The organism is Nonomuraea sp. NPDC051941 (assembly GCF_044593615.1).
The window spans coordinates 64,051-90,241 of record NZ_JBIUCF010000027.1; the positions used below are offsets into that span (position 1 = coordinate 64,051).

The following is a 26,191-nucleotide window of genomic DNA, read 5'->3' on the forward strand; positions in this document are numbered from 1 at the left end:
TCTTTTTCATGACCCCCCAGCCATTCTGCTCAAGGCTCCCCCTGCCTGATGACCGATCGATCGTCCACCTTCTGGCCGAGCGTGCAAAGGTTCCCTGTCCGCCACATTCGTGGCGCGCTTCTCTGAGCTGCGGCTCCCTGATGCCCAGGGTCCGGTCGACGATCGCGCGCAGCTTCATCGCATCCGGTGACTTGTCGCGCGCGCGAACCGGCGACGGGAGGAATGGTCCACCGCTGAGCCGGGTGAGCACAGGTGGCTTTGTCGCCATATTCGTGGCGCGGTTTCTGCGCTTGTATCTGTGAGGGCGCGGGCCGCTCTGTGGAGTCGGTCCGGACTACACAGGCTTCTCTGAGGGGGGACGCATGGCGGGCAACGAGCCGATCCCGAGCTACGAGGAACTGTTCGACGACACGAATCTCGATCATCGGCAGGAGGACGAGGCCAGGACGGTCTACTCGCCGGGGGCCTATCTCGCGGATCTCCTGGGGCTGCTCGAGACCGTTCTGGAGCAGCCGTCGCTGCTCGGCGACGACCGGCGCGCCGACCTGAAGAGGGTCCTGCTGGACGGGGAGAACACCTTCGGCGAGGCTCCCTACCTGGACATCGTCATCGAACTGCTGGAGAGGCTCGCCGGGGACCAGCCGTACGAGCGGATGCGGCAGCGGCTGAAGTACCCGTTCGGGATGCCGTTCTCGCTGGACGAGGAGCGCTTCAAGACCTACCTCCGGCACCTCAGGACCGGACCGGACGAGCTCTACCAGATCTTCGCTCCGGTCGCCGACGCCGACACGGTGGCCCGGCTGTTCCTGGGGTTGTCCGCGGAGGCCGTCACGCATCTGACGTCGCCGGCGGACGAGGCGGGGATCAAGGCGTTCTACGGGCTCGCACCGCAGGATCCGCTGAGCTCGCTCGCGGATGTGGAACGATTCAAGCAGACGACGGGCCTGTCGGCGCTGCAGTTGCGGGAGCTGCTCGGCGAGCCGGACGACCTCGTGCGCCCGCCCAAGGACTCGTACGTCAACCAGGGCAGCGAGCCGGTCACCATGTCGCCGGACGGCACGCGGCTGGAGGGGGCCACTTCCGGCTGGTACGACCGGATCAGCCGGATCGTCCGGCTGGCCAGGTGGACCGGGCTCGGCCTCAGCGACCTCGATCGCGTCCTGACCACGTGCTGCGGGGGCACGCTCGACGCGGCCGCACTGCGGATCACCGCGCTCGCCGTGCACCTGCGGCAGGGCTACGACCTCACCGTCGACGCGGTGTGCGGGCTGGTGGCGGAGGTCGAGCCGGTGCCCGAGGAGCTGCCCGCGATGTCGGGCGACATCCTCAGCCCGCACAACAAGGAGTACCGACGCAAGCTGGCCATCGGGATCGGGACCTCCGAGAGCGACATCGTGGAGACCGTGCGGCGCTACCGCGACCGCTACAGCGCCCTGGAGCCGAGCCCCTTCGACCGTGGTCCGATCGGGTCGTCACAGATCGCGCTGCTGCGGCGGACCGGCAGGCTGACCTCGGCGCTCGGCATGTCCGCAGGGGAGCTGTTCGACCTGCTGGGGGTGCTGGAGAGCGACCCCTCGCTGTGGCGGTATTCCACGTTCTCCCTCCTGGGCGGGGTCGAGCCGAAGACGCAGGACTGCTACCGCATCCTGGAGGGCGGCGACCCCGCCTCCGGCCTGTGGCTGGCCCAGACGCTGCTCGCGGTCGCCCGGTGGATGCAGGACGGCGGCTTCGGCGCCCAGGAACTGGCCGAGATCCTGGGGAGCGGGTCCAGCGGGTCCAGCGGGTCCAGTGGGCCCGGCGCGTCCGGCGGGGATGACCGGCTCGCGGTGCTGGAGGGCCTCGACCAGCGGTTCCAGGCGGTGGCCATGGAGCCGGCCATGTTCGAGGGCGAGCGCTTCGGGCCGCGGGCCGCGCAGGCCGTACACGACGTGCTGGCGACCCACACCGGCGCGGTGGTGTCGGAACGCGACGCCCGGCTGCTGCGCCTCGACCCGGACACGGTGGCCGTGGCCGCGCACGAGGCGATCACCTCCCTCGGCATGATCGTCGACGACGACCTCATCGGACTGGGGCTCGGTGAGCGGCTGGCCGGCAAGATCCGTGCGCAGCTCGTCTTCAGCGGACGGCTGCGTGCCGACGGCACGCTCGTCACCGAGGGCATGCCCGAGACCGACTACGCCCTGAACCTGGAGCGGGACTTCGCGTCGTTCAAGGAGGCGCTGTTCAAGCTGATCAACAGCGTCGGCAACGGCACCTCGTCCTTCTACCCCTCCGATCTGGCCACGGTCGGCAACCTGTCCCAGGGCCAGCTCGACGAGCTGTACGACAACCTGATCTACCACGGGTACGTCGACGAGGAGGGCGCCGTCCAGGATCCGGCGTTCTTCGCCGACGAGGAGAACGTCGAGGCGTTCCGCGTCAACGCCGGCCTGTCCGACGTCGCCCCCGAGGTGCTCACCCTGCTGCGCCGGCGCATCGACGCCTTCCGCGCCGAGCCGCTCGTCCTCGACCCCGGGCTCCTCACGGGGCTGCGGCTCAGCGAGGCGCGGCTGGCCCGGCTGATGGACGGGCTGCGCTTCAACGGCTACATCGACGAGAACGGCCGCTATCTGAACAAGCAGGCGCTGGCCGCGCTCCGGCCCGCCGACTTCGCGCTGCCGCCGGAATTCCACCCGCACCGGAACGCCGTGCTCGACGCCGCGAAACGGCAGATCGGCGAGCTGGAGGCCGAGCTCTACACCTTCACCCCCGAGGACTTCACCGAGGTCGCGGACCTGGCGATGGCGCAGCGGGCGATGGCCGCGATGGAGGGCGTCTATCTGAGCGACGGCTGGCCGGTCGCCGAGGTGGAGACGCTCGGCGACGGGTTCACCGCGGCCGAGACCGGCGTCGTGGCCCGGCGGGTCGCCGAGTGCGCGCAGGACGAGCGGCCGTACCGGATCCACCTGGAGGCGCTGGGCGAGCTCGGCTTCGACGACGAGCAGCAGGGCCTGGTCGTCGAGAAGCTGATCGCGCAGGGACACCTCACCGACGGCCTGTCCGTGCCGCGCGAGGCGGTCCCCTTCTTCGCCAACCCGGCGAACGTCGTCAGCTTCGCCCTGCAGGGGCTGGAGGACTTCGAGCGGGACGTGTTCTTCCTGCTGCACGCGGTCGCCGTGGCGCTCGCCGAGGCGGTCGAGGAGGTGACCGCCACGCTGGAGAGCCGCGCCGGGCAGCAGCAGGAGGCGCTGACCTCCGCGCTGGCCGACGCGTTCGGCGTGCCTCAGGAGAGCGCCGCGGCGATCTGCGCGGGCGTCGCCGGCGGGCTGCCCGAGGCGATGGAGATCCTCATCCCGCCGGTCATCGCCGTCCCCCGGCGGCTGTCTGATCCGCACTTCCAGGCCGCCTACGAGCGCATCCGCCGCTTCGCGCTGCTGGCCGGCAAGCTCGGCATGGACGAGACCGAGGTCGCCGTCGCCTTCCACGACCAGGACCTGACCGGCAAATACCCCGAACCCCTGGCCCTGCCGCCGGGCGTCGACGTCGTCGACGCGGTGCTGCGCAGCTCCGACGGCCATATCTACGTGTTCGCCGGCGACGTCTACTGGGCCTACTCCGCCGACACGTACGCCCTGCTCGACCCCAGGTCCAAGGCGCTGACCGAGCTGTCGCCCCGGTTCACCGGGCTGACCCGGGTCGACGCCGCCTTCGCCTTCCCCGGCGGCGCCGAGTGGATCGTCGGCCGCGCCGTCGAGCGGAACGAGGGTGACGAGGTCCCCGAACGGGAGGTGTCGCGGCTGTTCGTCAAGGAGCCGGGCAGCATCCGCTGGGCCCCCCGCGACCAGCTGTGGGGCAAGGTCAGGAACAACTTCGAGGCCCCGCGCCGGATCGACAGCGCGTACGTGGACGAGAACGGCAAGACCTACCTGTTCTGCGCCGACCAGTACATCCGATACTCGAGCCCCGATTTCACGACAGTCGACGAGGGCTACCCGCGCGGCGTCACCGAGTGGTGGCAGGCGGAGGGCCACGACACGCCGCTGCCCGAGGCGTTCACCGGGGCGCTCGACGCGGCCTTCCAGGACGTGGACGGGCATGTCCACCTGTTCGCGGGCGGCCGCTACTTCGAGATCGGCGGGCAGGAGCAGCCGATCTCCGCCCGGTGGGGCCGCATCCGCAACGCCTTCGACGGCGCGCAGAGCCTCGACTGCGCGTTCACCGGCCCCGACGGCAGGACGTACCTGTTCCGCGGCAACCAGGTGGTCCGTTACACCGACAGCGTGGAGAACGACGGCGTGCGGGTGGACGACGGCTATCCGCGGCGGATCGAGACCGAGTTCGCCCGTCTGCCCGGCGAGTTCCACACCGGCGTCGAGGCGGCCTTCACCGAGCCCGTCTCGGGGATGGTGCACCTGTTCAAGGACGGCAGGACGGTCTCCTTCGCCGCCTCCGGCGGCGGCGTGCCGCAGCCGACGGCCGAGCGCTGGGGCAAGGTCGCCGACGTGCTGGCCGGCGGCGCCGTGGACGCCGGGCTCGTGGGCATGGACGGCAAGACCTACCTGTTCAGCGGCGAGAGGTACATCCGCTACTCCGGCGCCGACTACGCCGTCGTCGACCTCGGCTACCCGCGTAGGATCGCCGGCGACTGGGGAGGGCTGCGCAAGGTCGGCGCCGCCTTCGTGATGGACGGAAAGACGTACCTGTTCGGCCAGGGTGGCCACCTGTTCGACGTGCCGCTCGCCCAGGAGCCGGAGCTGAACGAGGGCCGCCTGTCGCCCGCGCTGCGCCGCCACTTCCTGGAGCACGGCCTGACCTTGGCCGAGAAGGCCACCGTCACCTCCGAGGGCACGGACGAGTACCGGACGTGGCACGTCGGCACCGAGCAGGGCATCGCGCTGACGCTCCGCAGGAACCCGCTGCACATCCAGGTGCACGCCGACGGCGGCGACTTCCACGTCCGCTACTCCACCAGGGACTACGCCACCCCGGATGCCGGCTACCCCAAGCCGGTCTCCGACAACTGGTGGAACCTGCCCGCCTCGCTGGCCGACGACCCCCGCTTCGCGGTCATCGACGCGGTCTTCACCGACGGCACCGGCCGCACGTACCTCTTCGCCGGCAACAGCTTCGTGGTGTCCGACGCCCGGCACCGCTGGTGGTCGGAGCCGCGCACGATCGACGGCCACTGGGACAGCCTGCTGCCCTTCACCTGGGTGGACGCCGCCTTCGTCGGCAAGGACGGCCGGACCTACGTCTTCTCCGGCGACCGGTACATCCGCTTCTCCAGTGGCGACTACACCAGGGCCGACGACCGCTACCCGGCCTCCGTCCCGGCGTACTGGGGCAACGTGGTCAACAGGATCGCCCGGACGGGCCTGGTGGACGCCGCGCTGACCAGGACCGTGACGGAGGAGATCGACGGCAGGAAGGTGGACAACCACTACACCTACCTGTTCTCCGGCGACCAGTACGTGCGTTACCTGGGCACGGAGCTCGACCACGTGCAGGACGGCTATCCGGCCGCGCTGTCCGCGCTGTCGCGGGAGCCCGGGATGGCGGCCCTGGACGTCACGCTCGACGGCGTGGACGCCGCCTTCGCCGACCGCCGCAACGTCCACCTCTTCCGCGCCGGCCGCTGCCACATCGTGTCCGACGGCCTCTACCGCTGCTACGACGACGCCTCGTTGAGCGGGCTGAGCTGCGCGTTCCTGGAGGACGGCAAGCTGCTGGCGGAGGACGGCGGCGGCTGGCGCCATCGCGCGGGCGTCGAGGCCGTCGAAGGCTTCGGGTTCGCGCAGGAGACCGGTACGCCGCGGTCGCTGCGCGCGGCGCCGGAGGAGTTCCGCAGTGGGCTCGACGCCGTGCTGCGCGGCGCCGACGGCACCACGTACCTGTTCAAGGGGCCGAACTGCGTCAACACGCGGCTGAACAGGCCGTACCTCCTCGCCGAGGAGTGGGGCAAGCCACGTAACACGATTTATCAGGACAACAAGGTGGACGCGGCGTTCGTCGGCCGGGACGGCAGGACGTACCTGTTCAGCGGCGACCAGTTCGTCGCCTACGCCGACCCCGGCCCCGCCGACACCGCCGCCCCCAACCCCGGCCTCACCATCGACGGCGAGCCACGGCTCATCTCCGAGCACTGGGGCGGCCTGGACGACGTCGCGCTCGCGTACGTGCGCGGCACGAAGACGTACGTCTTCGAGTCGCCCGACGAGGAAGGCCGCATGCGCTACCTCGTCTACTCCGGCACGGACTACACCGAGCCCGACGGCGAGCCGCAGCTCGCCGACGAGGGCTTCTGGCGGGTGCCCGAGCAGTACCGCATACCCGGACACTCCGTGCCCGACGCGGTGCTGTTCGCGGGCGACACCATGCTCCTGCTGCTCGGCGAGCACTGCGTGCAGTACGACGAGCGGGCCGGCGCCTGGTCCTACCCGCGCCCGATCGAGCGGCTCTGGCCCGGGTTCGAGCGCACCCTCGCATCCAGCAGGGAAGACGGTGACGCGCTGCGCACGGCGTTCACCGCGCCGGACGGCTCGACGTACTTCTTCCTCTCCGAGCAGTACTCCCGCCATGACGGGCACGACTTCGCCCCGCTCGCCGTCATCCGCGACCGGTGGGGCAGGTCGCCCAACCCGTTCGTGCCCGACGACGCGACCGCCAGGATCGACGCCGCCTGCGTCTTCGGCGACGGCACGACGTTCCTGTTCTCCGGCGACCGGTATGTCCGCTACACCGGCTCCGAATACCGTTACATCGATCCCGGCTACCCGAAGAAGATCGTCGGCAACCTGCGCCGCGAGGCGGCCTTCGCCAACCTGCCGGAGTCGTTCGACGACGCGGTCACCGGCCGCACGATCGACGCCGCCATCGCCAACGGCCGCACCGCCTACCTCTTCGCGGGCGGCTCCTGCCACGTCGTCTCCCGCGCCGCGACCGCCACCCGCGACCTCGCCGTCCTCGGCCGCGTCCGGAACAACCTCGTGGAGAGGGAGAAGGTGGACGCGACGATCGTCACCGGCGCGCACACCTACCTGTTCTCCGGCGACCAGTACGTCCGCTACACCGGCACCGACTACGCGTACGCCGACGACGGCTACCCCCGCGCGATCCTCCCCGGCCTCGCCTTCGATCTGCGCATGCAGGACCCGCCCGCGGACTTCGCCGACGGCCTCGACGCGGCCTTCCGCACCCCGGGTCCCGCCGGCGTCGTCCACCTGATCAAGGGCGACCTCTGCCTGCGGGTCGGCGAACCGGCCGCGCAGCCTGTCAACGCCCTGTTCGGCAAGGTGCGCAACGCCTTCGCCGACGCAGGCCACCGGCTGATCGACGCCGCCTTCGCCGCGCCCACCGGCGAGCTGTACGCCTTCAAGGGCGAGCAGTACGTCCGTTACCGTCCGGGCGCGCTGGAGTTCGTGGAGGAAGGCCACCCCCGTACCGTCCGGGACGACTGGGGCGACCTGCCGGGCCGCTTCGAGTCCGGCGTCGACGGCGCCTTCGTCTTCGAGGACCGCACGTACCTGTGCAAGGGCGACGAATACGTACGCTACTCCCGCGGCTATCACGAGGTGGACCGCACCTACCCGCAGCGGTTCCGCTACCGCTGGGGCGGCACGGCCGACTACCGGCTGAGCGACGTGCACACGATCTCCAGGTTCATCGACCTCGCCCGCCGGCACCCGGACGGCCTGCCCGCCTTCCTGCTGGACCCGTCGGCCGTGGTGCAGGACCCGTACGCGTACCTGGGAGACCTGTTCGGCTGGGACGTCGACGAGATCAGGTGGGCCAAGCGCAACGCCGCGCTCCTGACCGCCGAACCCGAGGCCATCGCGGCCGCGGCGGTGAGCGCCGCACCGGTGCGGCGGGAGGAGGACCGCTTCGAGGTCGAGTTCCTGCTCCGCCTGGTCGAGCTGTTCACGCTCACCGACCGGATGGGGGAGGCCCCGTCCACGCTCTACACCGACGTGTGGCGGCCCGCCTTCGGCGACGCGCCCGCCCTGGCGACCGCGAACACCGCCCTCTACGGGATCATGGAGCGCCTGTACACCGGCGAGTGGGAGGCGCTGTCGGCCGCCGTCCACGACGAGATCAACGTGTTCAAGCGCGACGCCCTCGTCTCGATCGCCCCGGGCACCCCGGGAGAGCTGTGCGACCTGCTGCTGGCCGACGTCGAGATGGGCGGCCAGGGCCGCACCTCACGGGTGCGCGAGGCCATCGCGGCCGCCCAGCTCTACGTGCACCGCTACCTGCTCGACCTGGAGCGGGTGACGGTCCCGGGCGGGCGGGACCCGGAGGAGACCAGGCGGCGGATCAGGACCTGGTGGGCCTGGCTGAAGAACTACCGCCTGTGGGAGGCCAACAGGAAGGTCTTCCTCTACCCGGAGAACTACCTGCGCCCCGAGCTGCGCGGCTCCAAGACGCCCGCCTTCCGCGCCCTGGAGGACGACCTGCTGCAGGGCGAGATCACCCAGGAGAAGGTGGAGCAGGCCTACAAGCGCTACCTCGACGAGTACACCGAGGTCTCCAGGCTCTCGATCGCCGGCGGTTACGTCTACCGCGCGGACGGCGCCGAGGCGGGCGTCCGGCGGCTGGTGCTGTTCGGCCGGACCAGGACCGAGCCGAGGCGCTACTACTGCCGCGAGGCGGAGTTCAGGGACGACGGGCGCCTGTCGGCCACCTGGGAGCCGTGGCTGAAGGTCGACGCGCAGGTCGAGGCCGAGGTCGTCTATCCGGTGCACGCCTTCGGCCGCATCTTCGTCTTCTGGCCCACGGCCGAGGCGGTCGCGCCCGAGCCCGGCGCCCAGACCACGCTCACCGAGCAGCAGAGCGGCGACAACCGTACGCTCACCCCGCCGCCGCCCAAGTACCGCGTGCGCGTCAACTACTCCTTCCGCAACCTCAACGGCGAATGGGTGCCCTCGCAGGTCCTGCCCCTGGAGGACGTGCTGGACGCGCCCGTCGACGCCGTCAGCCTGTACGTCCAGGCGTCCGCCACCGTGCCGGTGCCGGACGGCGGCACGCACGACACCATCCTGATCACCTGCACCTACACGGTCGCCGAGCCGGAGGGCCCGCAGAAGGTGCAGTCGGCGTTCGCGCTGACCCCCGAGCTGTACGCCATCCGCGCCGAGGGCGTGCCCGAGCCGGTGCGGCCGTCCCGGCTGGAGCAGATCTTCGCCGAGCCCATCGAGGAGTCCAAGGTCGTCCAGCTGACCCTGCCGGCCGGGGCCGAGAGCGACCCGTGGATGAGCGTCGACCACAAGGGCGGCAGCTTCCTGTGCCGGCCGATCGCCCCGGAGGGCAGCGGCGAGGAGCCGCGGCAGCTGAGCGGCAATCCTGACAAGCTGCCGGTGTGGTCCCCGATCCACGCCGCGGTCGAGCTGCCCGGCGGCGTCAGGTACTTCTTCAACAACACCGGCGAGAGCGGCTCCGGTCCCTACTACGTGGAGGTCTCCGCGACACGGACGACCGCCACCCGCCTCAGCAAGCCGCTGACGGCGGAACGTTGGGGACACGTCCCCACCCCCCTGTACGACGACAAGGCCGGGGTCGACGCTGCCATCGTCAAGGACGGGTTCCTCTACCTGTTCTCCGGCGCGTACTACTACCGCTACTCCGGTGCCCCCTTCGGCAGGATCGACGTGGGCTATCCGAAGCTGATCAACGGCAACAAAGAGGGTTTCCCGCAGTGGGACAAGGTGGACGCCGCCGCCGTCGACGCGAACGGCGTGGAGTACTACCACTCGGCCGGACAGCACGTGTGGATGCGCCGCACCAGTCCCGGCAACCCCCTGGAGACCTTCCAGCCGCCGTGGGCGATCGGCAACACGCCGGTGGGGGCGCTCCTGATCCGCGGCGACGACGTCTTCCTCGTGAACGGCGACTCCTACCGGCGCGGGGACAGCCAGAACGAGCGCACGATCCCGCTGCGGGGCAACAAGGACGGCCTGCCGCAGTCCGGCCCCGTCAGCGCCCCCTTCCGCCACGGCGAGAGCGTCTACTTCTTCAACAACGACACCCACACCTACCTGTCCATCACCCGCGAGGAACCCGGCAAGGGCCGCGGACAGTCCGGCAACGGTTCCAGGGAATACGTCCAGAGCGAGCCGTCCCCCATCAAGCCCCTGGGAGTGGCCAGGACGGCCGTCACCGACGAGGGCGTCGACGCGGCCTACGTCGTCCCCGGCACCGGCGGCAAGGACGCCACGTTGTTCCTCGCCAGGAACCTCGAGTACGTCCGCTACACGCTCAAGGGCGGCGAGGTGGCCGCTCTGGCCGACCCCGGCTATCCCAAGCCCATGAGCCGCCGCGTCCGGGCCGTCTTCCAGCGCTCGGGCCTGCGCTACGTCTTCAGCGACCAGGACTACACGGTGCTGCGGCCCGGCGAAGAGCCGGCGTCCATGAAGGAGTTCTCCCCGGTCAGCGGTAACTGGGGCGGCCTGCCCGAGGGCTGGGAGACCGGGCTGGACGGCGTGCTCGACAGCACCGACCTCTACCTGTTCCTCGGCTCCACGTACGTCACCTACCCATCGTCGGTGAAGGTCCAGCGGCCGTACGAGATCGCCGCGCTGCCGCACGAGGTCATCAGGCTCACCTCCAGCACGGCGTACAGGCTGAACAAGGCGCTGCTGGAGGGCGGCGTGCCCGCGCTGCTCGCGCCGGAGATCCAGGAGCTCGACGAGCTGCCGGCCTTCAGCACGCGGGTCTCCGACGCCACCACGATCATGGTCACCGAGTCGACCGCGGAGCAGGGCGTGCCGGCCGGCACGCACCTGGACTTCAACAGCGGCAACGGCATCTACTACTGGGAGGTCTTCTTCCACGCTCCCACGCTCATCGCCCAGGCGCTCAACGCAGCCCAGCGCTTCGACGACGCCCGCACCTGGTACGAGTACGTCTTCGACCCCACCATGCCGCGATACTGGCGTTTCCTGCCGTTCCTGGCGGCGGACGTCGAGGCGCTGGTCCAGAGCTGCCGCCACGACCTGGCCGAGCTCGCCGGCCGAGGGGCCGACGTGAGCAAGCCGGCCGCCGACCTGGAGGCGATCCTGGTCAAGGTGGAGCCGATGGCCCCCGCCTTCCAGCACCAGCGCGAGCTGAGCCAGGCCGAGAAGGACTACCTCGCCGAGCTGCCGTCCGGCGGGCCGTCGACCGCCGGGGTGCCGCCGATCGAGGAGGCGCTCAACGCGCTGGAGGCGCCGCCGGGGGCCGGGCCGGCGCTGAAGGGCCTGCTGGAACGCATCGCCCTGCTCGGCCGGCTGCGCCAGCAGTACGACCTCATGGGCGACCGGGCCGCGCTGCTGAAGGCGTACCTGGAGGATCCCTTCGACCCGCACGCCATCGCCGAGCTGCGTCCGCCGGCCTACCGGCGCGCGGTCGTGATGGCGTACGTCGACAACCTGCTCGACTGGGGTGACCTGCTCTTCCGGCAGTACACCGCCGAGAGCGTCGACGAGGCCAGGATGCTCTACATCTTCGCCTACGACCTGCTCGGCGAGCGGCCGCCCGAGGACCTCGGCCCGCGGGCCCTCACGCCCGCGCTCACCTACGAGGAGCTGCGCCGGGCGCCCGAGGACGATGGGCTCCCCGAGCTCACCGCGGGCGGCGCGATGCTGGAGAAGGCGGGCGAGGTGCACGCCAGCGTCGCGGGACCGTACTTCCACGTCCCCGCCAACGGCGTCTTCCTGGAGTACTGGGACCGCGTCGAGGACCGGCTGCGCAAGATCCGGGCCTCGCTCGACATCATGGGCGTCAGCCGGCCGTTGCCGCTGTTCGAGCCGCCGGCCGACGTGATGGCGCTGGTGCGCGGGGCGGCGGCGGGAGCCTCGCTCGACCGGCTCGCCGCCGCCGCGACCCTGCCGGTGCCGCACTACCGCTTCTCCTCCGTCTTCCGCAAGGCGCAGGAGCTGGTGGACAAGCTGCGGCAGTTCGGCGGCGACCTGCTCAGCGTGCTGGAGCGCCGCGACTCCGAGGAGCTGGCGCTGCTCAACAACCGGCACGAGGGCACGATCCTGGCCCTCACCCGCGCGGTGCGCGAGGCGGAGGTGGAGATCGCCGCCCAGGGCCTGAGCGAGGTGCAGGTCAGCGAGCAGGGCGCGCAGAACCGCGTCGACCACTACGAGGGGCTGATCGCCGCCGGGCTGACGCCGCTGGAGCAGGCGCAGCTCGGCATGATGTCCGCGGCGGTGGTCGCCCACGTCGTCGCGACCGGTTTCCAGGCCGGCGCGGCCATCGCCTCGGGCCTGCCGGACGTCCTGCTGGGCCTGTTCATCATGGGCACCAAGCTGGGCCGCGAGCAGGTGACGGAGGCCCTGGAGCACGGCGGCGAGGCCTCGTCGTCGGCGGCCGAGGCGCTGAACGTCATCGGCGAGCTGCTCGGCATCCGCGCCGAGCAGGAGCGGATGGCGGGCGACTGGGCCTTCCAGCTCGCCGTCGCCCGCAACGACGTGGAGCAGCTCGGCCACCAGGTGAAGGCAGCCGAGTTCCGGCTCAAGGCCGCCCAGCACGAACTGCAGATCCTGGATCAGCAGATCGCCAACCAGGAGGCCGTCGGCGCCTTCATGACCGGCAAGTTCACCAACCTCCAGCTGTACCAGTGGATGTCGGGGCGGCTGGCCGGGCTGTACTTCCAGACCTACTCGATGGCGTACGACATGGCGCGCTCCGCGCAACGGTCCTTCCAGTACGAGCGGGGCGTCCCCGAGGGGGAGGCCGACTACATCCAGCCGCTCTACTGGGAGAGCCGGCGCAACGGCCTGCTCGCCGCGGAAAGCCTGGGGCTGGACCTGGAGCGGCTGGGCAAGGCGTGGGTCGAGAGCGACCGCCGCGGCCTGGAGATCATCAAGAAGGTGTCGCTGCTGGCGCTGGACCCGGTGGCCGCGCTCGGCCTCCGCACGACCGGCCGCTGCGAGTTCGCCCTGACCGAGGCCCTCTTCGACCGCGACTTCCCCGGCCACTACCGCCGGCGCGTCAAGACGGTGTCGGTCACCTTCACCGGCCCGGAGGGGCCGATCGCTCTCAACGCCGTGCTGACCCAGCTGGACAGCAGGACGGTGCTCGCGGCCGATCCCAAGGCCGTCAAGTACCTCCTCGACCCCAAGGGCCCGATGCCGGCGACGTTGCGCGCCGACTGGCGCGGCGGCCAGCAGATCGCACTGTCGGACCTGGAGGAGTACAAGGACAACAACGGCCTCTTCGACCTTCGCTACGACGACGAGCGTTACCTTCCCTTCGAGGGCACCGGCGCGGTCTCCCGGTGGCGCCTGGAGCTGCCCTCCGGCGGCGCCCCGCAACTCCTGGACGTCACCGTCACCGTGAAGTACTCCGCCGAACAGGGCGGTGAGCTCTTCGCCGGCGCGGTCAAGGGCATGCTCAAGCCCTATGCCACGGCTCGCTATTGCGACATCCCGGCGGAGTTCCCCGAAGAGTGGTCGACGTTCGTCGACGGCTCCGACGACACGCTGACGCTCCCGTTCACCCCGGACATGTTCCCCGGCATGACCGGCCGCGCCATCACCGGCGTGTACGCCCTGTACTCGCCGGCCGGCGACGGCTCGGTCCGCTTCCTCCTCAACGGCGAACGACGCCTGACGCTCAACGAGGGCAAGCTCCTGCCGACCCCCGGCCTCACCGCCGGGACCTGGCGTCTGGTCCTGGAAGGCGACAAGTCCGCTCTCGAGGGGCTCGGCCTGATCCTGTCCTACCGCGCCCGCTAGCGGGCTCTCCCGTGCCCCCGGCCAGTCCTGGTCGGGGGCACGGGCCGTACCGCGTCCCGACGCCGCGCCCCCGACACGTCCGGACCAAGAAGCCCGACCGACCGGCCTCCGGGGAGGATCGGACCGAATTTGGCGCGAGACGGACGATCTTGACGACGATTCGGTGACGGCGACTGTTTGCCCTGGTACCTCAACCGGCCTGCCCGTCGGCCAGAACGCGGTAGACGCTGGCGACGGAGGGGTGCCGGCCCTTGTTCTTGCCGGTAGGGATGACCAGCTTGCGGGCGATCTCGGGTACCGCCACGCCGCGAGCCCGCAACGTCCGCGCATAAGTGATCATGTCGTCGTCGAACACCTGAACAGCGCCGCCCCATGCCCGGACGGGTCGTAGACTCCCTGCAGCGGGCCGGTGAGCAGTTCCAGCTGAATGTCATGCAGGCGCAACTCCTCGGCGATGGCCTGCAGCTCAGCAGCGCCGCGACTCAGCCGCTTCATCTCATGAACCGTGAAGATCACACGCTGGTGCGGGACGCCCGTCTTGATCGTGCGCGCGTACTCCATCGCCTGGGCGAACTCCGGCCGCACCTTAACGCGGGTGCTGATCTTCTCCGAGAAGATCGGCTGGCAGCCCGCGTCCTGCAGCGCGTCGATCTGGCTCTGCAGTTCCTGCCGCCCTCCGGCGAGCTTCGAGGGCATCCAAGATCAGGTCCAGGCCGTAGCTGAACTCGCTGGTGTAGTCGTAGCCCGGCCGCAGGGCGTGGTCGCGGATCATCTCGGTGAGGTACGGCAACTCCTCCGCCGGCAGATGCCGGAGGATGCCGCCGGCCACTTCCTCGACATCGTCCGGCGTCGTCACCGGCAGGTTCGCCTCCTGCAGGACGAACCCGGAGACGTAGCTGTCGATGAGCGAGACGGCGTGCGCGGCCATCGGCAGCGTGAACCCCGCCTTCCGGAGGACGCCCAGGACGGCGTCGTGGTGGCGCAGCGTCGCCGGCCCCGGATCGCGACGGGAGTCCATGAGGCCGAGAGCCCAGCTGTGCTGCGACAGGACCATGCGTGCGGAGAAGGCACGCGTACGGATCGCATCGCGCCAATCGTCGCATTCGGCACCGGGTAGCTTGATCGCCGCGAACACCATGTCGACCACGCCGTCGAGGATCGCGTCTTTGTTCGGCACGTGGTGGTAGAGCGACATCGCCTCCACGCCCAGTTCCTGCGCCACCCGGCGCATGGTGATCGCCTCCGCGCCGCCGCGATCCGCGACCCCGATCGCGGCTTCCAGCACGAGGCCTCTGCTGAGCGGTTGTGGTGGTGGTGGCACGACGGCTCCGGGGTGTGGGCGGGTTGACAGCCTTACGAGCGTAAGCCTACCTTACATCCGTAAGTTGCCTTACGTGTGTAAGGCTCTCCATGTTCGAGTCAGCCAGGGGCCAGCCGATACCTGCCCTGTGACGCGCCCCGCCGGGGCGAGAGAAGGAGAATTCGATGCCGATGCCGAGATGGTGGGGGCACGTGAACAAGAGGATGTTCAACCCTCGCGCGATAGCCGGCGGGAGATGGCCGGTGCTGATTCACATCGGTCGCATTTCTGGCGCTACCTATCGCACGCCGCTCGATGCGCATCCTGTCGCCGGCGGTTATCTTTTCGTTCTGGTGTATGGATCACGCTCCGATTGGGTGCAGAACGTCCTGGCGGCCGGAGGTGCGCGGCTCCGGGTCGACGGGAGAGAGGTGGAACTCACCGCCCCACGTCTTGCCGGGAAGGACGAGGCGTTCCAGGCCCTCCCCGATGAGGTGGCACGCCCACCGAAGCTGCTCCGCATCACCGAGTTCCTCCGCATGGACCTGCTCACAGGCTGACCCATGGCCGCCGCCCCGGCGGTCCCCGTCTTGCGCGTCGGGGAGCCTGAACCGGCTCGCCGATCCGGCGCCGACACACTCCGCCACCACGACAATCACAGGACAAGCAACGTGCACATAAACAGGCGGGCAACCGCAATTGCGGGCACACTGGTCATCGTAGGCATGATCGCCGGCGCACTGAGCATCGTTCCCGCTCTCGAGGAGCCACGCTATCTCGCTCTCATTTCCGCACACGAGAGCCAGGTCATCGTCGGCGCAGTTGCTCAGTCCATCATGATCCCCGCCTATGTCGGGTTCGCACTGTACCTTTATCCGACATTGAGGGCGGAGAACGAAGCGCTCAGTCAGGGTTTCCTTGGTTTCCGGCTGATCGCAGCGACGTTCCACTTCATGGGCGTGATTCTCCTGCCCTTGTTTCTTGTGCTGGGCCATCGATTCACCCAAGCCGGCGCTTCGGACGCACCCCACCTCGAGGTCTTGGGCGAGCTGCTGCGGACGGCGCGCGACTTGGTCAATCACGTCGCATTGATCATCTCGCTGAGCCTCGGAGATCTCCTGTTGTTCCGCATTCTATGGCGGTCGAGATCTGTCCCTCGATGGCTGTCCGGGTGGGGATTTCTGGGAATCGGAGCAGCTATATCGGCGAGCTTCTTGGTGCTGCTTCGCCTGACCGACGTGGTCACGCCGCTCTACCTGGCCATGAATGCGCCACTGGGCCTGCAGAGCTTTGTCTTCGCCGTGTGGTTGATGACAAGAGGCTTCGCTACGAATACATCAACCACGGCCCGCCAGCACGGCGTCCGGCGCGGCTGACGCGCAGGCCGTCCCACCTTGTTGCGACGGCCTGCGGATTCCGCCACTCGTGAGGCGTTGACCCAGGGAACATCTCATCCCGTAGCACGTGAGGCACTCCGGGCTTACCGCCCACCAAGGCGCCGTCGTTCCGCCGCCCGCCGCGCATTGGTTGAGTCACCTCGACCCATACGCCAATCGTCAGGAAGCGACTCTTAGTGCTGAATCTGCAAGGCGCGGAGTTGGCCGATCAGCCTGGCAACGCGGCGTTCGCCTTTGACGAGAACCTCGACCCGCTGGAGCCGGACGATCCAACCAGTGCGAGCGCCGACCGTACCTGAGCCGCGACGACCGGTTCCGGTACGGGCTCCAGCGCGTCCTCGACTGCATCGCCGCGACCCTCCCATCAACGGCCGAGGCGCACCGAGAGGGGCGGGAGGAACAGGACGGGCCAGGGCAGGCTCGTAGTCGACCCTCCGAGAGGGCATCAAGAGCGAAACAGACGCACAAGCCATGCCTGAATGCCCACCGAAAAGGCGTAGCGGCGGCCCCTACCCGGTCACGGGTGGAGTCCAGGGCTTGCCGATGCCGGGGTATTCCCCAACAGGGATGGGCTGGACGCCGTCGCGCATGCGACCGGTGTACAGACAGCTGTCCATCTCCCGGCCTGGTCTGCTCGCCGGCCACGCTGCAACCCCTTCCAGCCACACCGAGCCGGACATGCGGGCCTTGAGCGTCGGCCAGCATGGTTGCACAGGTAGAGACCATCGGAACGGCCATCCACGCCAGGTCGGCCCCATGGCCTTCCAAGAGCGACTTTCGTTCGGATGCTCGTCAACCCCCTATAGGTACCGAATGCAGTAGCGCCAGAATCCGGTCCGATCCTCCCCGAAGGCCGACCACCACCGTCGCGGCGACCGCGTACATGACCACACCCCGGGTATCGATCTCCGGGCCTCCGCCGCCGTCGCGACGTCGCTCATCACGTCGGCGTGGATCGCCGCCCGCTCATGTCGGGCAGATCCTGCACGGCACGGTCATCAAAGTGGTGCCCTTCGGTGTCTTCGTCCGCGTGGCAGACGGCGTCGAAGGCCTGATCCATCTCAGCGAACTCACCGCCCCGACGGCCGAGGCATCAGGCGACGAGGTTCGGGCCGGCGACGAGGTCAGCGTGATCATCATCGAGATCGACACGCTGCGGCGTCGGCTCGCCCTGTCTCGCCGGTGATCTATGTGCCACGGGACCGCCTCGGCGGGTCGGCGGGAGGACGTCGCCAAGAGGGGCGTCAGCCCGCGCTGCGCCAGTAGGCGAGTTGCGCGCTTGTGCTTTTGACCACCCGTGGGATGGACTCAGGCTGCGGCCAGATCTGCAGCAGATAACGGTCTTCCGCTTCCGAATCCTCGTCCATGTTCACCGCGTGATAGCGCAACCGATACCACCCTGGTCCCGAGGGCAGCTCGGGAATTTCGTGAACGCGTCCGCCTCCCCACTCGCACAACGAAAGCCGTCCGGCCTGCGATTGGAAGCTGATCTCCACAACGTCCTCATACTCGTTGGTGTTCGCTCCCGGGTCGTGGTCAGCCACGGTTGCCGAAAAAACGAGGGTGCCTGTGTGTGTGCCCGTGAGCAAGAGAGCGGCGCCGTCCTCCACGCGGATGATTCCGACGGGATGATCTGGATGGTCATCGGCAAAGGTGGCATAGCCCGGGTTGTCGTCAGTGTCATCAACGAGATATGCCTGCCCGTAGGAAACCCAGAGGTCGAACGAGACGGTGCGAGTGGTGGTCATGTGCTGACATTTCCGATCGATCCTGAGCTCGGGTGCCGTCGTGGTGGGGCCGGCCGGGTTCCCAGAGAGGGAGCGGTTCGAGCTGCGTCGGGTCGACGCTCTGATCTTGAAGTGGTTGAGGACCCGGTTGGTGACCGCAGTCGGTGATAGTTGTCGCAGAACTCGTGCCAGAGGATGCCGGCCCAGGGGTCGTAGCGGCGTTGGTCCATGAAGTAGCGCAGCGCATCCAGCAGGCTTCACATGGTTGACCAGCAGGTCCTCGTCGCAGGCGAACACCGCACCTCGGGTGGCCATCCACCGGCAGCATCCGGTGAATCGGACAAACTGCAGCCCAACCCAGCTTCCACCACACCTGCCACGCTCCCCAGAGACCGCCACACACTCCGGTCAGGCCCGGCCCCCGAAGAACTGCGCCCACTCCCGAGCATCTGCCCGCCGGACCGACTCCTTGTCTCCATACGAACGCCGGTCAGGTCCACTGCCGTGCTGCTGAACACGTCCAGGTACATTGCCTGCACGATCTCGGCACCCACCCCGGAAGCGGCCTCAACCGCCTCGCACATCTCCGCAGTCGAGACGATGCCGTACGCCAATGCGCGGACATCACCGGAGGTCCCGCAAACATCCAGCCCTAACGCCTCGACGATCGCCCACGACGGGCATCCATTGCGTACCGCCAACCGCTCTACCCAGGACGCGAACGACTCCCCGGGCGCTGGAGCAACTACCAGCGCCAACCGCCGAGGCCGGGTGACACCTACCGCTTGGCCGACGAGGTGATCGACGATCCGGCCGGGGCTGCGGAGTCCGGCACCCCCGCGTAGTCGGGCAGCTCGATGCCGTTGATCGCGCGCCCGACCAGCTCGGCGAACCATTCGCCGGCGAAATCGGGGCTCGGCTCGGCGTCTGGCCCGGGGACGTCGCGGCTGCGGGCGTTCAACCGGCCGATCTCCTGGTTGGCCTCGACGAACGAGCGCATCCGCGCCTCGTAGTGGGCGAACCCGGCGTCGGGGTCCCACCCGGCGGCAGCCAGCTCTCCGGCCAGCACGTAGGCGCCGACCAGCGCCAGCCCGGTGCCCTGCCCCGACATCGGCGAGGAGCTGAACGCCGCGTCCCCCAGCAGCCCCACCCGTCCACTCGACCAGCGGTCCATCACCACCTGGGCGACCTGGTCGAGGTAGAAGTCCGGGGTGTCGTCCAGGTGCGCGAGGATGTCCGGGGTCAACCAGCCCAGGCCCGCCATCCGCTCACGCAGCAGGACCTTCTGGGCCGCGACGTCGCGGTAGTCGACGTCGACGTCGGCCGAGGCGAAGTAGAACATGGCCATCGCCCGGGTGGCGTCCTGGATGGGCCGCAGGAGGGCGGAGCGCCCGGATTCCTGATCCTGGTACTCGAGCAGCCAGCGGTCCAGCCCGAACTCGTTGGGCACACTGTAGAAGGCCAGCACGTGCCCGAGGTGGCGGAGGAACCGCTCATGCGGCCCGAAGACCATCGCTCGCAGCTCCGAGTGCAACCCGTCGGCCCCGACCACCAGGTCGAAGCGCCGCCGGTCGCCGCCCGCGAAGACCACGTCGACCCCGTCCGCGTCCTGGGCGAGCCCCGCGATTCGGTCGCCGAAGACGTACTCGACGCCGTCGCGGGTGTCGTCGTAGAGCACCTGGGCCAGGTCCCCGCGCAGGATCTCGATGTCCGCGATGAACCCGTCCCCACCGTCGTCGTCGGCACGGAAGGTCTCCAGCACTTGCCCGTCCGCGTCCACGGTGTGCGCGCCGGCGGTGTCGGTGCACGCCGCGCGCACCGCCGCGTCCAGCCCCATGCGCCCGATGACCTCCCTGGCGACCCCGCGCGCGTCCACCCCCTGCCCGCCGGGACGCAGCTCAGGAGCCCGCTCCACCACGGTCACCTCGGCCCCCCGCCGGCGCAGCCAATGGGCCAGCGCGGGTCCCGCGATGCTCGCCCCCGCCACCAACACCCTGGGACCGCTCACCCGCGTCCCCTGCCCGCCAGTCCGGATGGTGTGCTCCTGCTTGGAGTCGTCGACGCTCATCACTGCCTCCATATGCTTCTGTCGGTGTGTCCAGCCGTATCGACCACGGGTCCGCACAAAACTCATCGGCACGACCGAAATCGCGTCCACGCTCCCGCAAACACCCTGAACTCGGCATGTGCGTGCGACGGGCACGGTCATGATCGCTTCAGCCTCGGCAGACATTGATGAGAAACGCCAACTCAGCCCAGACTGGTGCAAACCAGGCGAACTAGGCCGCCACCTGAGAATTCGCCAGATCTGCGCGCAACACAGTGAGACGCTGAAAGGACCAGTGAGAACGGACATCCTGCCATACACGCGCCTACTGACATCTCCGATGGCCTAGTGCCAACTCCACTGACATCTCCCGTGCCGTGCTGACACCTGCAAGCGACTCGGACAGAGGGTGTCTGGAGCCACTGAACATGACGGTGGGGCCTGCGGCTGACCTGGATACTGTCATTACGACGGGCGTCGAAATACCAGCATTCGCGTCATCGAAGTTGACAGTACCCCGCCGAAGATCATGCGTGCGTGGGTTGAGGGCTATAGCTCCAGGCTGCGAAGTATCTGACCGAAAGTTGCCGGCGCCGCCTCCAGACGGGTGTCTCTATCCGTTCTCCTCGCCGCGAGCGGCAGCGTAGGAGAGTTCGGATGCGGCAGACCCGTCGAGCCATCGGCTGACCGCGGTTGCGGCCTCGGTGATGTCGTCGGCGCCCATCTTCCAGCACAGAGCGGTTCCTCCCCGCTCTCGGAAAGCGGCGCAGTTGTTCGCTGAGTCATCAATGAGCAGCGCGTCTTGGAAGGACATGCCGTGCCGGCTCAGCCAAGGTCCGAAGAAGCGGACGATACCTTCGCTCTTGAGTACTGCGACGTCGCTGGAACAGATCATGTCGTCGCAGACGAAGGCCCACTCGGCCAACGTTGCCGCCGGACGGTGGCCAGCCGGGCGCTGGGTCTTGCGTACCCGCCTGAAAGTGTCGGCGAAGCAATCCGCGTTGTCGGTGGACACGACGATCGAGGCACTCGTCTTGAGCTCGCGGAGCATCTCGAACAACGGAACGTTGACCCGCATCCGGGCGCAGTCGGCCAGTAGCCGGCGCTGGAGGAAGTCGTCGCGGAACCGGCGATCCAGCTTGATGCCCATGCCTGCGATCACCTGAGCGGAGGACACCTGGCCCTTCATCCAGGCGTGAGCCCCCTCGCCGGTGAAGATCAGCGCAAGGCTCTCCACGAGTTGCGAGTGAAGCGGATGCCGGGCGTTCTCTCGGATGGACGCCCAGAAGGGGTCGCAGGAAAGCACGCCGTGCCAGTCAACGAATACCACTCGGTCGGGGTGCGGCACCTGCTTCATCCCTTGGTTCCTCCTGTTAGTGAGCATGTTGCGGCGACTTCAGTGAGTCTGAACGCCGTGCGCTCGAAGCCGCGAGATGATCAGCTCCCGGAGTTCGCGTTCTTGCGCGGCTGTGTCGTGACGCCCGGTGCGATCGGCGGCTGCGGCCCAGCGTTCGAGGACGTCGCTCGTGAGAAGCCATTGAGCGATCGTGAGCTTGGGTTTCACGATCTCGTCCGGCGGCGGCCACGAACCGGAGCCCGGAACGCCCGGTGTCCAGTGGGCGATCTGATCCCAACCGGCCCTTCGGATGCTGCGCGCGAGGTCGGCCCGGCGGCGGTTGCCGTTCACCGTTTCGACGCTGGCGTCGTTGTCCATGGATGCGTCGATGAGTCCCCACTGGCGGAGAGGCATCGCGATGATCAGGCCAGCACTCATGTCGGCATGGTGCCGAGATCACGAAGGGTGGTCAAGGTGATCAGTAGGCCCCGGGTATGGCGGCGCCAAGGGCAGGGCGGCGCAGGTGCTGTGGGGTGATCATGACATTGGTGATCCGACTGGCAATTGCCAGGGCCGCCGGGATGGCGTTCTCGATGTGGTCATCGGCAGCTGGATCAATGCCGAGCTCACGAAGGTGTCGATTGAGCCGGTCAGGATCTGCGCCATGCCGTCGTCTGGGGACGGTCGGGTCGATGTCGGTGAGGTATGCGCCGTCGACCGCGTAGGCAAGACGGTGCCGGGCGGCGTAATCATGTCGCATTACCGCCACCGCCTGGCCGCCGTCGCGGGAAAGAGGGCAGAGGGCCTCCATGTGCGAGGCTCGCCAGCCGCAGTCCTCGATGGCGATCGTCCAGTCCTCGATTCGCCTCACGGTGATGATCTCCGGCCCTTCCGGCTGAGAGTAGTCCTCATCCGTGATGAGCCGAATGTCGTCGTCTGCGGCCCCGATCCGGCGAAGCACCTCATGCTCGTCGAGGCCGCGGACGAAGACGATGGTGTAGATGTCGCCGAGCCCGCTGCCCTTTTCCCACCCGTAATCTTCTGGCGACGCGCCGGGAGTTCTCGCGGTGGCGCGGACCATCTCGAACGTGCTCGCCTGCTCGAGGATCTCGGGATGGGCGGCGAAGAAGGCCTCGGTGATTTCTGGAGCTATCCGGCCACGCTCACTGACCGGATAGCCGTTCGCTCTCGCCCAGTCCCGGATCTGGGTGCGGCCGAGCTTGGGCGTCCGGTAGGTGACGCGGAGGGGGGTGAAGTCGGCATCGGGCATGATCAGAAACTACCGATAGGTTTGATGCCCTGTCTGCCCTGCGATTCTCCCGACGGGCCCGACCTGGGGAGATGTAACCCTCTCCCAGAGGCGTAGTCCTTCGCCGGCCAGGAGCAGCGCTGCCTCGGGCAAGTCAGGTCTTCGACGGTCTCAGGCGGGTGCAGGTGATGAGGCGCGCCTGGTTCCCAGAGGGCAAGCGGTTTGAGCAGTGCCGGGTCGACGGTTCTCATCTTGAGGTGGTTGAGGACCCGGCTGGTGACCGCGGTGGGGTGATAGTCGTCGCAGTATTCGTGCCAGAGGGTGCCGGCCCAGGGGTCGAAGCGGCGTTGGTCCATGAAGAAGCGCAGCGCGTCCAGCAGGATGCCGCCAAAGCGGATCTCGTCGACGATGAGCATTGCAGCGGCGCTGAGCAGCGGCCCAGCAGCCCCGCCGGTCGCATCATTCTTCGGTCCCTTCAGCCGCCGAGCACACCAGCGAACGATCCGCCAGCGGACGCGACAGATCGACTCCGAGCTGACGGTGCCAGAGCAAATGCAGGGCATGCGCGCGGGCCACGGCCGGCAGCGACGTCCGCGCCACGAGCTTCCCGAACCCGGCCGGCCCAGCCGCCAGCGCTTCCAGCAGCTGCCCCTGCAAGCCCAGCGGGTCTTGCAGCGGGCGGCGCTGCGCGGACATCACGTCGATCACCGACAGCACGTGCGGGCGCCACCCCGCCACCGCCGCATACCGCCACCCGACCGCCCACGCCGCCTCCCGCGCCGCGGCGAAGGCGACGTCATCCCGATCTCGGATCAACGAAGCGGGCCGGACGTCGAACAGCCATGCTGATCCGTCTCGCAGCACCGCCAAGAAATCCGGACATGCTCGCCGAAGCCGTTGTCGGCCTCGAACCGCAGCCGAAACGGCTGCGGCAGGACCTCCATCACGGCGCCGGCGAAGTCCAGCGCCAGCAGCAGTTTCTGCTCCTCCAGCGACTCGAACCCGTGCATCCGGCCGGTCGACACCATGAATTCCAGGCCTGGGCGGTGGCGCAGGTTTGTTCGCTAGGAGAACCGGCGAACCGGTATGCACTCCAACGCCGGCACGGCCGCCAGGTCCCGGACTGGGCAGACGAGCTCACCTGCTGGCGTCCGCCACGTCCCACTCCATCGGCGTGGCCACTGCGAGTTCAGCAACAGCGAACCCGGCGACTGCTCACTGGAGGTGTGAGCGCAGAACAGCTCTTCCAAGCCGCAGGACTCCGACCGCACCTCCTGAGCGTCGCGTACTGTCATCACTCAACCACAGCACTCCTGAAGCAGACGTACCACCGATTCCGCCAAGAACAGGACCTCTGGAGGGCCTTCCCTGCCGTGACTGAGCGCTTCAATTCGGGAATCGCCCGCTGAAAACGCTCAGTCACCACGATTGATCGTTACGAGGCGCCTAGCTGGCTTCGAGAACGAAGAACAAGAAGCACAGGAACCTCGTGCGGGTGGGCTCGATCTCGCGGAGCTCCTCGCGGAACAGCTCGCGGGCTTCCGGCACGAACGGCGGTTCGCTGATGACGCTGATGCGAAAGCCCGCCGCGGTAAAGGCTTCGGTCATCGCGTGCAGTGGCCGGTTCCAGAACCTCATCTGGACGGTCTGCCCACCCATGACCCATTCTTCGGTCCGGCTGCGGGTCTCGAAGTACTTGGGCCTTTTCCCGGCCATGTGCTGAAAGAGAACGACGCTGAAAGGATGGTCGATCGAGATGAGGAGCCTGCCACCAGGCCTCAGCACGCGTCGAAGCTCGGCAAGTGTCGGTCCCCAGTCTTCCAGGTAGTGCAGCACCAGCGACGCGATGACGTCGTCGAACGCCTCGTCGGGAAAAGGCAGCGGGCTGGCCAGGTCGGCGACCTGCAGATCCGCGTCGGCGCCCAGCCGCTGCCGGGCCTGCTCCAGCATCCCGGCGCTCGCGTCGACGCCGGTCACGATGGCGCCTCGATCGCGCAGCTCAGAGAACAGGGGACCCGAGCCGCAGCCGGCGTCGAGGATGCGCCTTCCGGCCACGTTCCCGGCGAGCTCCAGCATCGCGGGCCGCTCGTAGTACGCGTTCAGGAGGCTCGTCTCGTTCTCGGCCGTGTACCCCTCGGCGATCATGTCATAGGCGTTGAGTGCGGAGGGGTTTGCGGTCTCAACGTGATCTTCGGGCATGGTAGGCATGCGGGCCATTTTGGCCCAGCAGTCTCGGCGGCACAGACATACGGCAGATCTGGATCAAGCTCGCAAACGGCCTAACATCCCTCTCGCCAGCGAAGACAGCAGATCGAGCCGGACCGAAGCAGCCTCTCCTCGCTCCTCGTATGAGCAGAACTCGCCAACTCAAGCGCACATCCCGCCGACTCAGGCGCTCAGTCGGACCTGCCTGGCGGAAACGCGGGGCCACCTATCACCCCCATGGGCCAACTAGCGCCCCCAACGTCAATCTCCGATGGCCTACTGCCAAATCCACTGACATCTCCCGTGCCGTACTGACACCTGCAAGCGACTCAGACAGAGGGACAGCGACCGGGATGTGCTTGACGTATCAAATGAACAATCTTTAAATTCACTCATGGGTCGCATCGCGGGCGTCACGGCCGCCGAGACGCGTGAGCGGTTGCTGAAGGCGGCCGCCGAGGTGTTCGCCGCACGCGGGTACGACGGCACGCGCGTCGCCGACATCGCCGCCGCCGCCGGGGTGAGCAATGGCGCGCTGTACGCGCACTTCGGTTCCAAGGCCGAACTGCTCGTCGCCGCGCTGCGCGCCCACGGGCGGCGGATCCTGGCGGGCCTGTTCGCCGCCGACCCCGATCGGTCGGCCGCGGAGCTGCTCCTGGTTCTCGGGCGACGGCTGCCGCGGCCCCGTGAGGCTCCCGGTTACCTCGTCGTCGAGGCGCTGGTCGCGGCCAGGCGGGACGAGGACGTCGCCCGGCCGATGCGTGACTACGTGGGGGAGCGGGCCGACTGGATCGCCGAGCTGGTACGCACGGGCCAGCGAGACGGAGAGCTGGACCCCGGGTTGTCGCCGGACGCGCTGGCCCACTTCTGCCTGCTGCTGGCGATGGGCAGCGCGCTCATCACGCCGGACCTGCACGCCGTCGACGACGCCGAGTGGTCGGCGCTGCTGACCCGCGTCGTGGCCGCCATCGCCCCACCGGACAGAGCGGAAGACCCGCCCATCGCCCCACCAGAGAGAGCGGAGAAGCCGCAGTGAAAGTACAGATCGATCCCGGGCGCTGCCAGGGACACGGCCGCTGCTACGACCTGGCCCCGGGCCTGTTCGGCGAGGACGGCGAGGGCTACGGGCAGGTCGTCGGCGACGGCGTCGTGCCGCCGGGGGAGGAGCCGGCGGCGCGCCTGGCGGTGGCCAACTGCCCGGAGCGGGCGATCGACCTCGAGGAGGAGGCGTGA

At 68.7% G+C, this 26,191-nt stretch carries 19 protein-coding genes; 7 read left to right on the forward strand and 12 right to left on the reverse strand.

Going from position 1 to position 26,191, the window contains the following annotated elements:
- The first annotated feature begins 362 nt into the window (after positions 1 to 362).
- Positions 363 to 13,697 carry a hemopexin repeat-containing protein gene (locus tag ACIHFD_RS37605; protein ID WP_397371037.1) on the forward strand — a complete coding sequence of 4,445 codons (13,335 nt, stop codon included), beginning with the start codon at positions 363 to 365 and terminating at the stop codon, positions 13,695 to 13,697.
- Positions 13,698 to 13,887: 190 nt separating this feature from the next.
- Here ACIHFD_RS37605 and ACIHFD_RS37610 read toward each other — a convergent pair whose 3' ends face one another.
- Genes ACIHFD_RS37610 through ACIHFD_RS37620 form a run of 3 tightly spaced genes read right to left on the reverse strand, consistent with a single transcriptional unit; the run spans position 13,888 to position 14,982 of the window.
- Entirely contained in the window at positions 13,888 to 14,037 is a 150-nt protein-coding gene (locus ACIHFD_RS37610; RefSeq protein ID WP_397371038.1) for a hypothetical protein, read from the reverse strand.
- Positions 14,034 to 14,393: a recombinase family protein gene (locus tag ACIHFD_RS37615; RefSeq protein WP_397371039.1), complete on the reverse strand. Its 360-nt coding sequence runs from the start codon at positions 14,391 to 14,393 to the stop codon at positions 14,034 to 14,036. Before ACIHFD_RS37615 ends, ACIHFD_RS37610 begins: the two co-directional genes overlap by 4 nt.
- Positions 14,284 to 14,982: a TetR/AcrR family transcriptional regulator gene (locus ACIHFD_RS37620; protein ID WP_397371040.1), complete on the reverse strand. Its 699-nt coding sequence runs from the start codon at positions 14,980 to 14,982 to the stop codon at positions 14,284 to 14,286. Before ACIHFD_RS37620 ends, ACIHFD_RS37615 begins: the two co-directional genes overlap by 110 nt.
- A gap of 239 nt (positions 14,983 to 15,221) precedes the next feature.
- On the opposite strand from ACIHFD_RS37620, the gene ACIHFD_RS37625 reads away from it, so the two are divergent.
- From ACIHFD_RS37625 to ACIHFD_RS37640, 4 genes are all read left to right on the forward strand, one after another.
- Positions 15,222 to 15,557, forward strand: coding sequence for a nitroreductase family deazaflavin-dependent oxidoreductase (locus ACIHFD_RS37625; RefSeq protein WP_397371117.1), 336 nt, complete (start codon positions 15,222 to 15,224; stop codon positions 15,555 to 15,557).
- A gap of 3 nt (positions 15,558 to 15,560) precedes the next feature.
- A complete protein-coding gene (locus ACIHFD_RS37630; RefSeq protein ID WP_397371041.1) occupies positions 15,561 to 16,373 on the forward strand; it encodes a DUF4386 domain-containing protein in 813 nt (270 codons plus the stop codon).
- A gap of 197 nt (positions 16,374 to 16,570) precedes the next feature.
- Positions 16,571 to 16,693, forward strand: a complete 123-nt coding sequence (locus tag ACIHFD_RS37635) for a hypothetical protein (protein ID WP_397371042.1) — start codon at positions 16,571 to 16,573, stop codon at positions 16,691 to 16,693.
- Positions 16,694 to 17,277: 584 nt separating this feature from the next.
- Positions 17,278 to 17,580, forward strand: a complete 303-nt coding sequence (locus tag ACIHFD_RS37640) for a S1 RNA-binding domain-containing protein (RefSeq protein WP_397371043.1) — start codon at positions 17,278 to 17,280, stop codon at positions 17,578 to 17,580.
- 58 nt (positions 17,581 to 17,638) lie between these two features.
- On the opposite strand, the gene ACIHFD_RS37645 is transcribed toward ACIHFD_RS37640, so the two are convergent.
- The 9 genes from ACIHFD_RS37645 to ACIHFD_RS37685 form a co-directional block, all read right to left on the reverse strand.
- A complete protein-coding gene (locus ACIHFD_RS37645; protein ID WP_397371044.1) occupies positions 17,639 to 18,142 on the reverse strand; it encodes a hypothetical protein in 504 nt (167 codons plus the stop codon).
- A 757-nt stretch (positions 18,143 to 18,899) separates the two neighbouring features.
- Entirely contained in the window at positions 18,900 to 20,189 is a 1,290-nt protein-coding gene (locus ACIHFD_RS37650; RefSeq protein WP_397371045.1) for an FAD-dependent monooxygenase, read from the reverse strand.
- Between the two features lie 592 nt (positions 20,190 to 20,781).
- Positions 20,782 to 21,525, reverse strand: a complete 744-nt coding sequence (locus ACIHFD_RS37655; protein WP_397371046.1) for a hypothetical protein — start codon at positions 21,523 to 21,525, stop codon at positions 20,782 to 20,784.
- 39 nt (positions 21,526 to 21,564) lie between these two features.
- The gene (locus ACIHFD_RS37660; RefSeq protein ID WP_397371047.1) at positions 21,565 to 21,942 is read right to left on the reverse strand and encodes a hypothetical protein; all 378 of its coding nucleotides are present in this window, start codon (positions 21,940 to 21,942) and stop codon (positions 21,565 to 21,567) included.
- 40 nt (positions 21,943 to 21,982) lie between these two features.
- Entirely contained in the window at positions 21,983 to 22,774 is a 792-nt protein-coding gene (locus ACIHFD_RS37665; RefSeq protein WP_397371048.1) for a histone-like nucleoid-structuring protein Lsr2, read from the reverse strand.
- A gap of 2 nt (positions 22,775 to 22,776) precedes the next feature.
- Positions 22,777 to 23,169, reverse strand: a complete 393-nt coding sequence (locus tag ACIHFD_RS37670) for a hypothetical protein (protein WP_397371049.1) — start codon at positions 23,167 to 23,169, stop codon at positions 22,777 to 22,779.
- Between the two features lie 43 nt (positions 23,170 to 23,212).
- Positions 23,213 to 23,470: a hypothetical protein gene (locus tag ACIHFD_RS37675; protein WP_397371050.1), complete on the reverse strand. Its 258-nt coding sequence runs from the start codon at positions 23,468 to 23,470 to the stop codon at positions 23,213 to 23,215.
- Positions 23,471 to 23,565: 95 nt separating this feature from the next.
- On the reverse strand, positions 23,566 to 23,781 hold the full coding sequence (locus ACIHFD_RS37680; protein ID WP_397371051.1) for a hypothetical protein: 216 nt from the start codon (positions 23,779 to 23,781) through the stop codon (positions 23,566 to 23,568).
- A gap of 418 nt (positions 23,782 to 24,199) precedes the next feature.
- Positions 24,200 to 24,970 (reverse strand): class I SAM-dependent methyltransferase, encoded by a 771-nt coding sequence (locus tag ACIHFD_RS37685; protein ID WP_397371052.1) that lies wholly within the window; start codon positions 24,968 to 24,970, stop codon positions 24,200 to 24,202.
- Between the two features lie 382 nt (positions 24,971 to 25,352).
- Between ACIHFD_RS37685 and ACIHFD_RS37690 the strand changes: the two genes are divergently transcribed.
- The gene (locus tag ACIHFD_RS37690; RefSeq protein WP_397371053.1) at positions 25,353 to 25,994 is read left to right on the forward strand and encodes a TetR family transcriptional regulator; all 642 of its coding nucleotides are present in this window, start codon (positions 25,353 to 25,355) and stop codon (positions 25,992 to 25,994) included.
- The gene (locus ACIHFD_RS37695; RefSeq protein ID WP_355210443.1) at positions 25,991 to 26,191 is read left to right on the forward strand and encodes a ferredoxin; all 201 of its coding nucleotides are present in this window, start codon (positions 25,991 to 25,993) and stop codon (positions 26,189 to 26,191) included. Before ACIHFD_RS37690 ends, ACIHFD_RS37695 begins: the two co-directional genes overlap by 4 nt.

Bases quoted from the DNA above. Each gene is read 5' to 3' on its own strand.
- ACIHFD_RS37605 (WP_397371037.1), top strand. From the start codon at position 363: ATGGCGGGCAACGAGCCGATCCCGAGCTACGAGGAACTGTTCGACGAC.
- ACIHFD_RS37630 (WP_397371041.1), top strand. From the start codon at position 15,561: ATGGCCGCCGCCCCGGCGGTCCCCGTCTTGCGCGTCGGGGAGCCTGAA.
- ACIHFD_RS37645 (WP_397371044.1), bottom strand. From the start codon at position 18,142: ATGACCACCACTCGCACCGTCTCGTTCGACCTCTGGGTTTCCTACGGG.
- ACIHFD_RS37640 (WP_397371043.1), top strand. From the start codon at position 17,278: ATGACCACACCCCGGGTATCGATCTCCGGGCCTCCGCCGCCGTCGCGA.
- ACIHFD_RS37690 (WP_397371053.1), top strand. From the start codon at position 25,353: ATGGGTCGCATCGCGGGCGTCACGGCCGCCGAGACGCGTGAGCGGTTG.
- ACIHFD_RS37650 (WP_397371045.1), bottom strand. From the start codon at position 20,189: ATGAGCGTCGACGACTCCAAGCAGGAGCACACCATCCGGACTGGCGGG.
- ACIHFD_RS37680 (WP_397371051.1), bottom strand. From the start codon at position 23,781: ATGGTGTCGACCGGCCGGATGCACGGGTTCGAGTCGCTGGAGGAGCAG.
- ACIHFD_RS37615 (WP_397371039.1), bottom strand. From the start codon at position 14,393: ATGCCCTCGAAGCTCGCCGGAGGGCGGCAGGAACTGCAGAGCCAGATC.
- ACIHFD_RS37660 (WP_397371047.1), bottom strand. From the start codon at position 21,942: ATGAGTGCTGGCCTGATCATCGCGATGCCTCTCCGCCAGTGGGGACTC.
- ACIHFD_RS37625 (WP_397371117.1), top strand. From the start codon at position 15,222: ATGTTCAACCCTCGCGCGATAGCCGGCGGGAGATGGCCGGTGCTGATT.
- ACIHFD_RS37670 (WP_397371049.1), bottom strand. From the start codon at position 23,169: ATGCTCATCGTCGACGAGATCCGCTTTGGCGGCATCCTGCTGGACGCG.
- ACIHFD_RS37685 (WP_397371052.1), bottom strand. From the start codon at position 24,970: ATGGCCCGCATGCCTACCATGCCCGAAGATCACGTTGAGACCGCAAAC.
- ACIHFD_RS37665 (WP_397371048.1), bottom strand. From the start codon at position 22,774: ATGCCCGATGCCGACTTCACCCCCCTCCGCGTCACCTACCGGACGCCC.
- ACIHFD_RS37610 (WP_397371038.1), bottom strand. From the start codon at position 14,037: ATGATCACTTATGCGCGGACGTTGCGGGCTCGCGGCGTGGCGGTACCC.
- ACIHFD_RS37655 (WP_397371046.1), bottom strand. From the start codon at position 21,525: ATGAAGCAGGTGCCGCACCCCGACCGAGTGGTATTCGTTGACTGGCAC.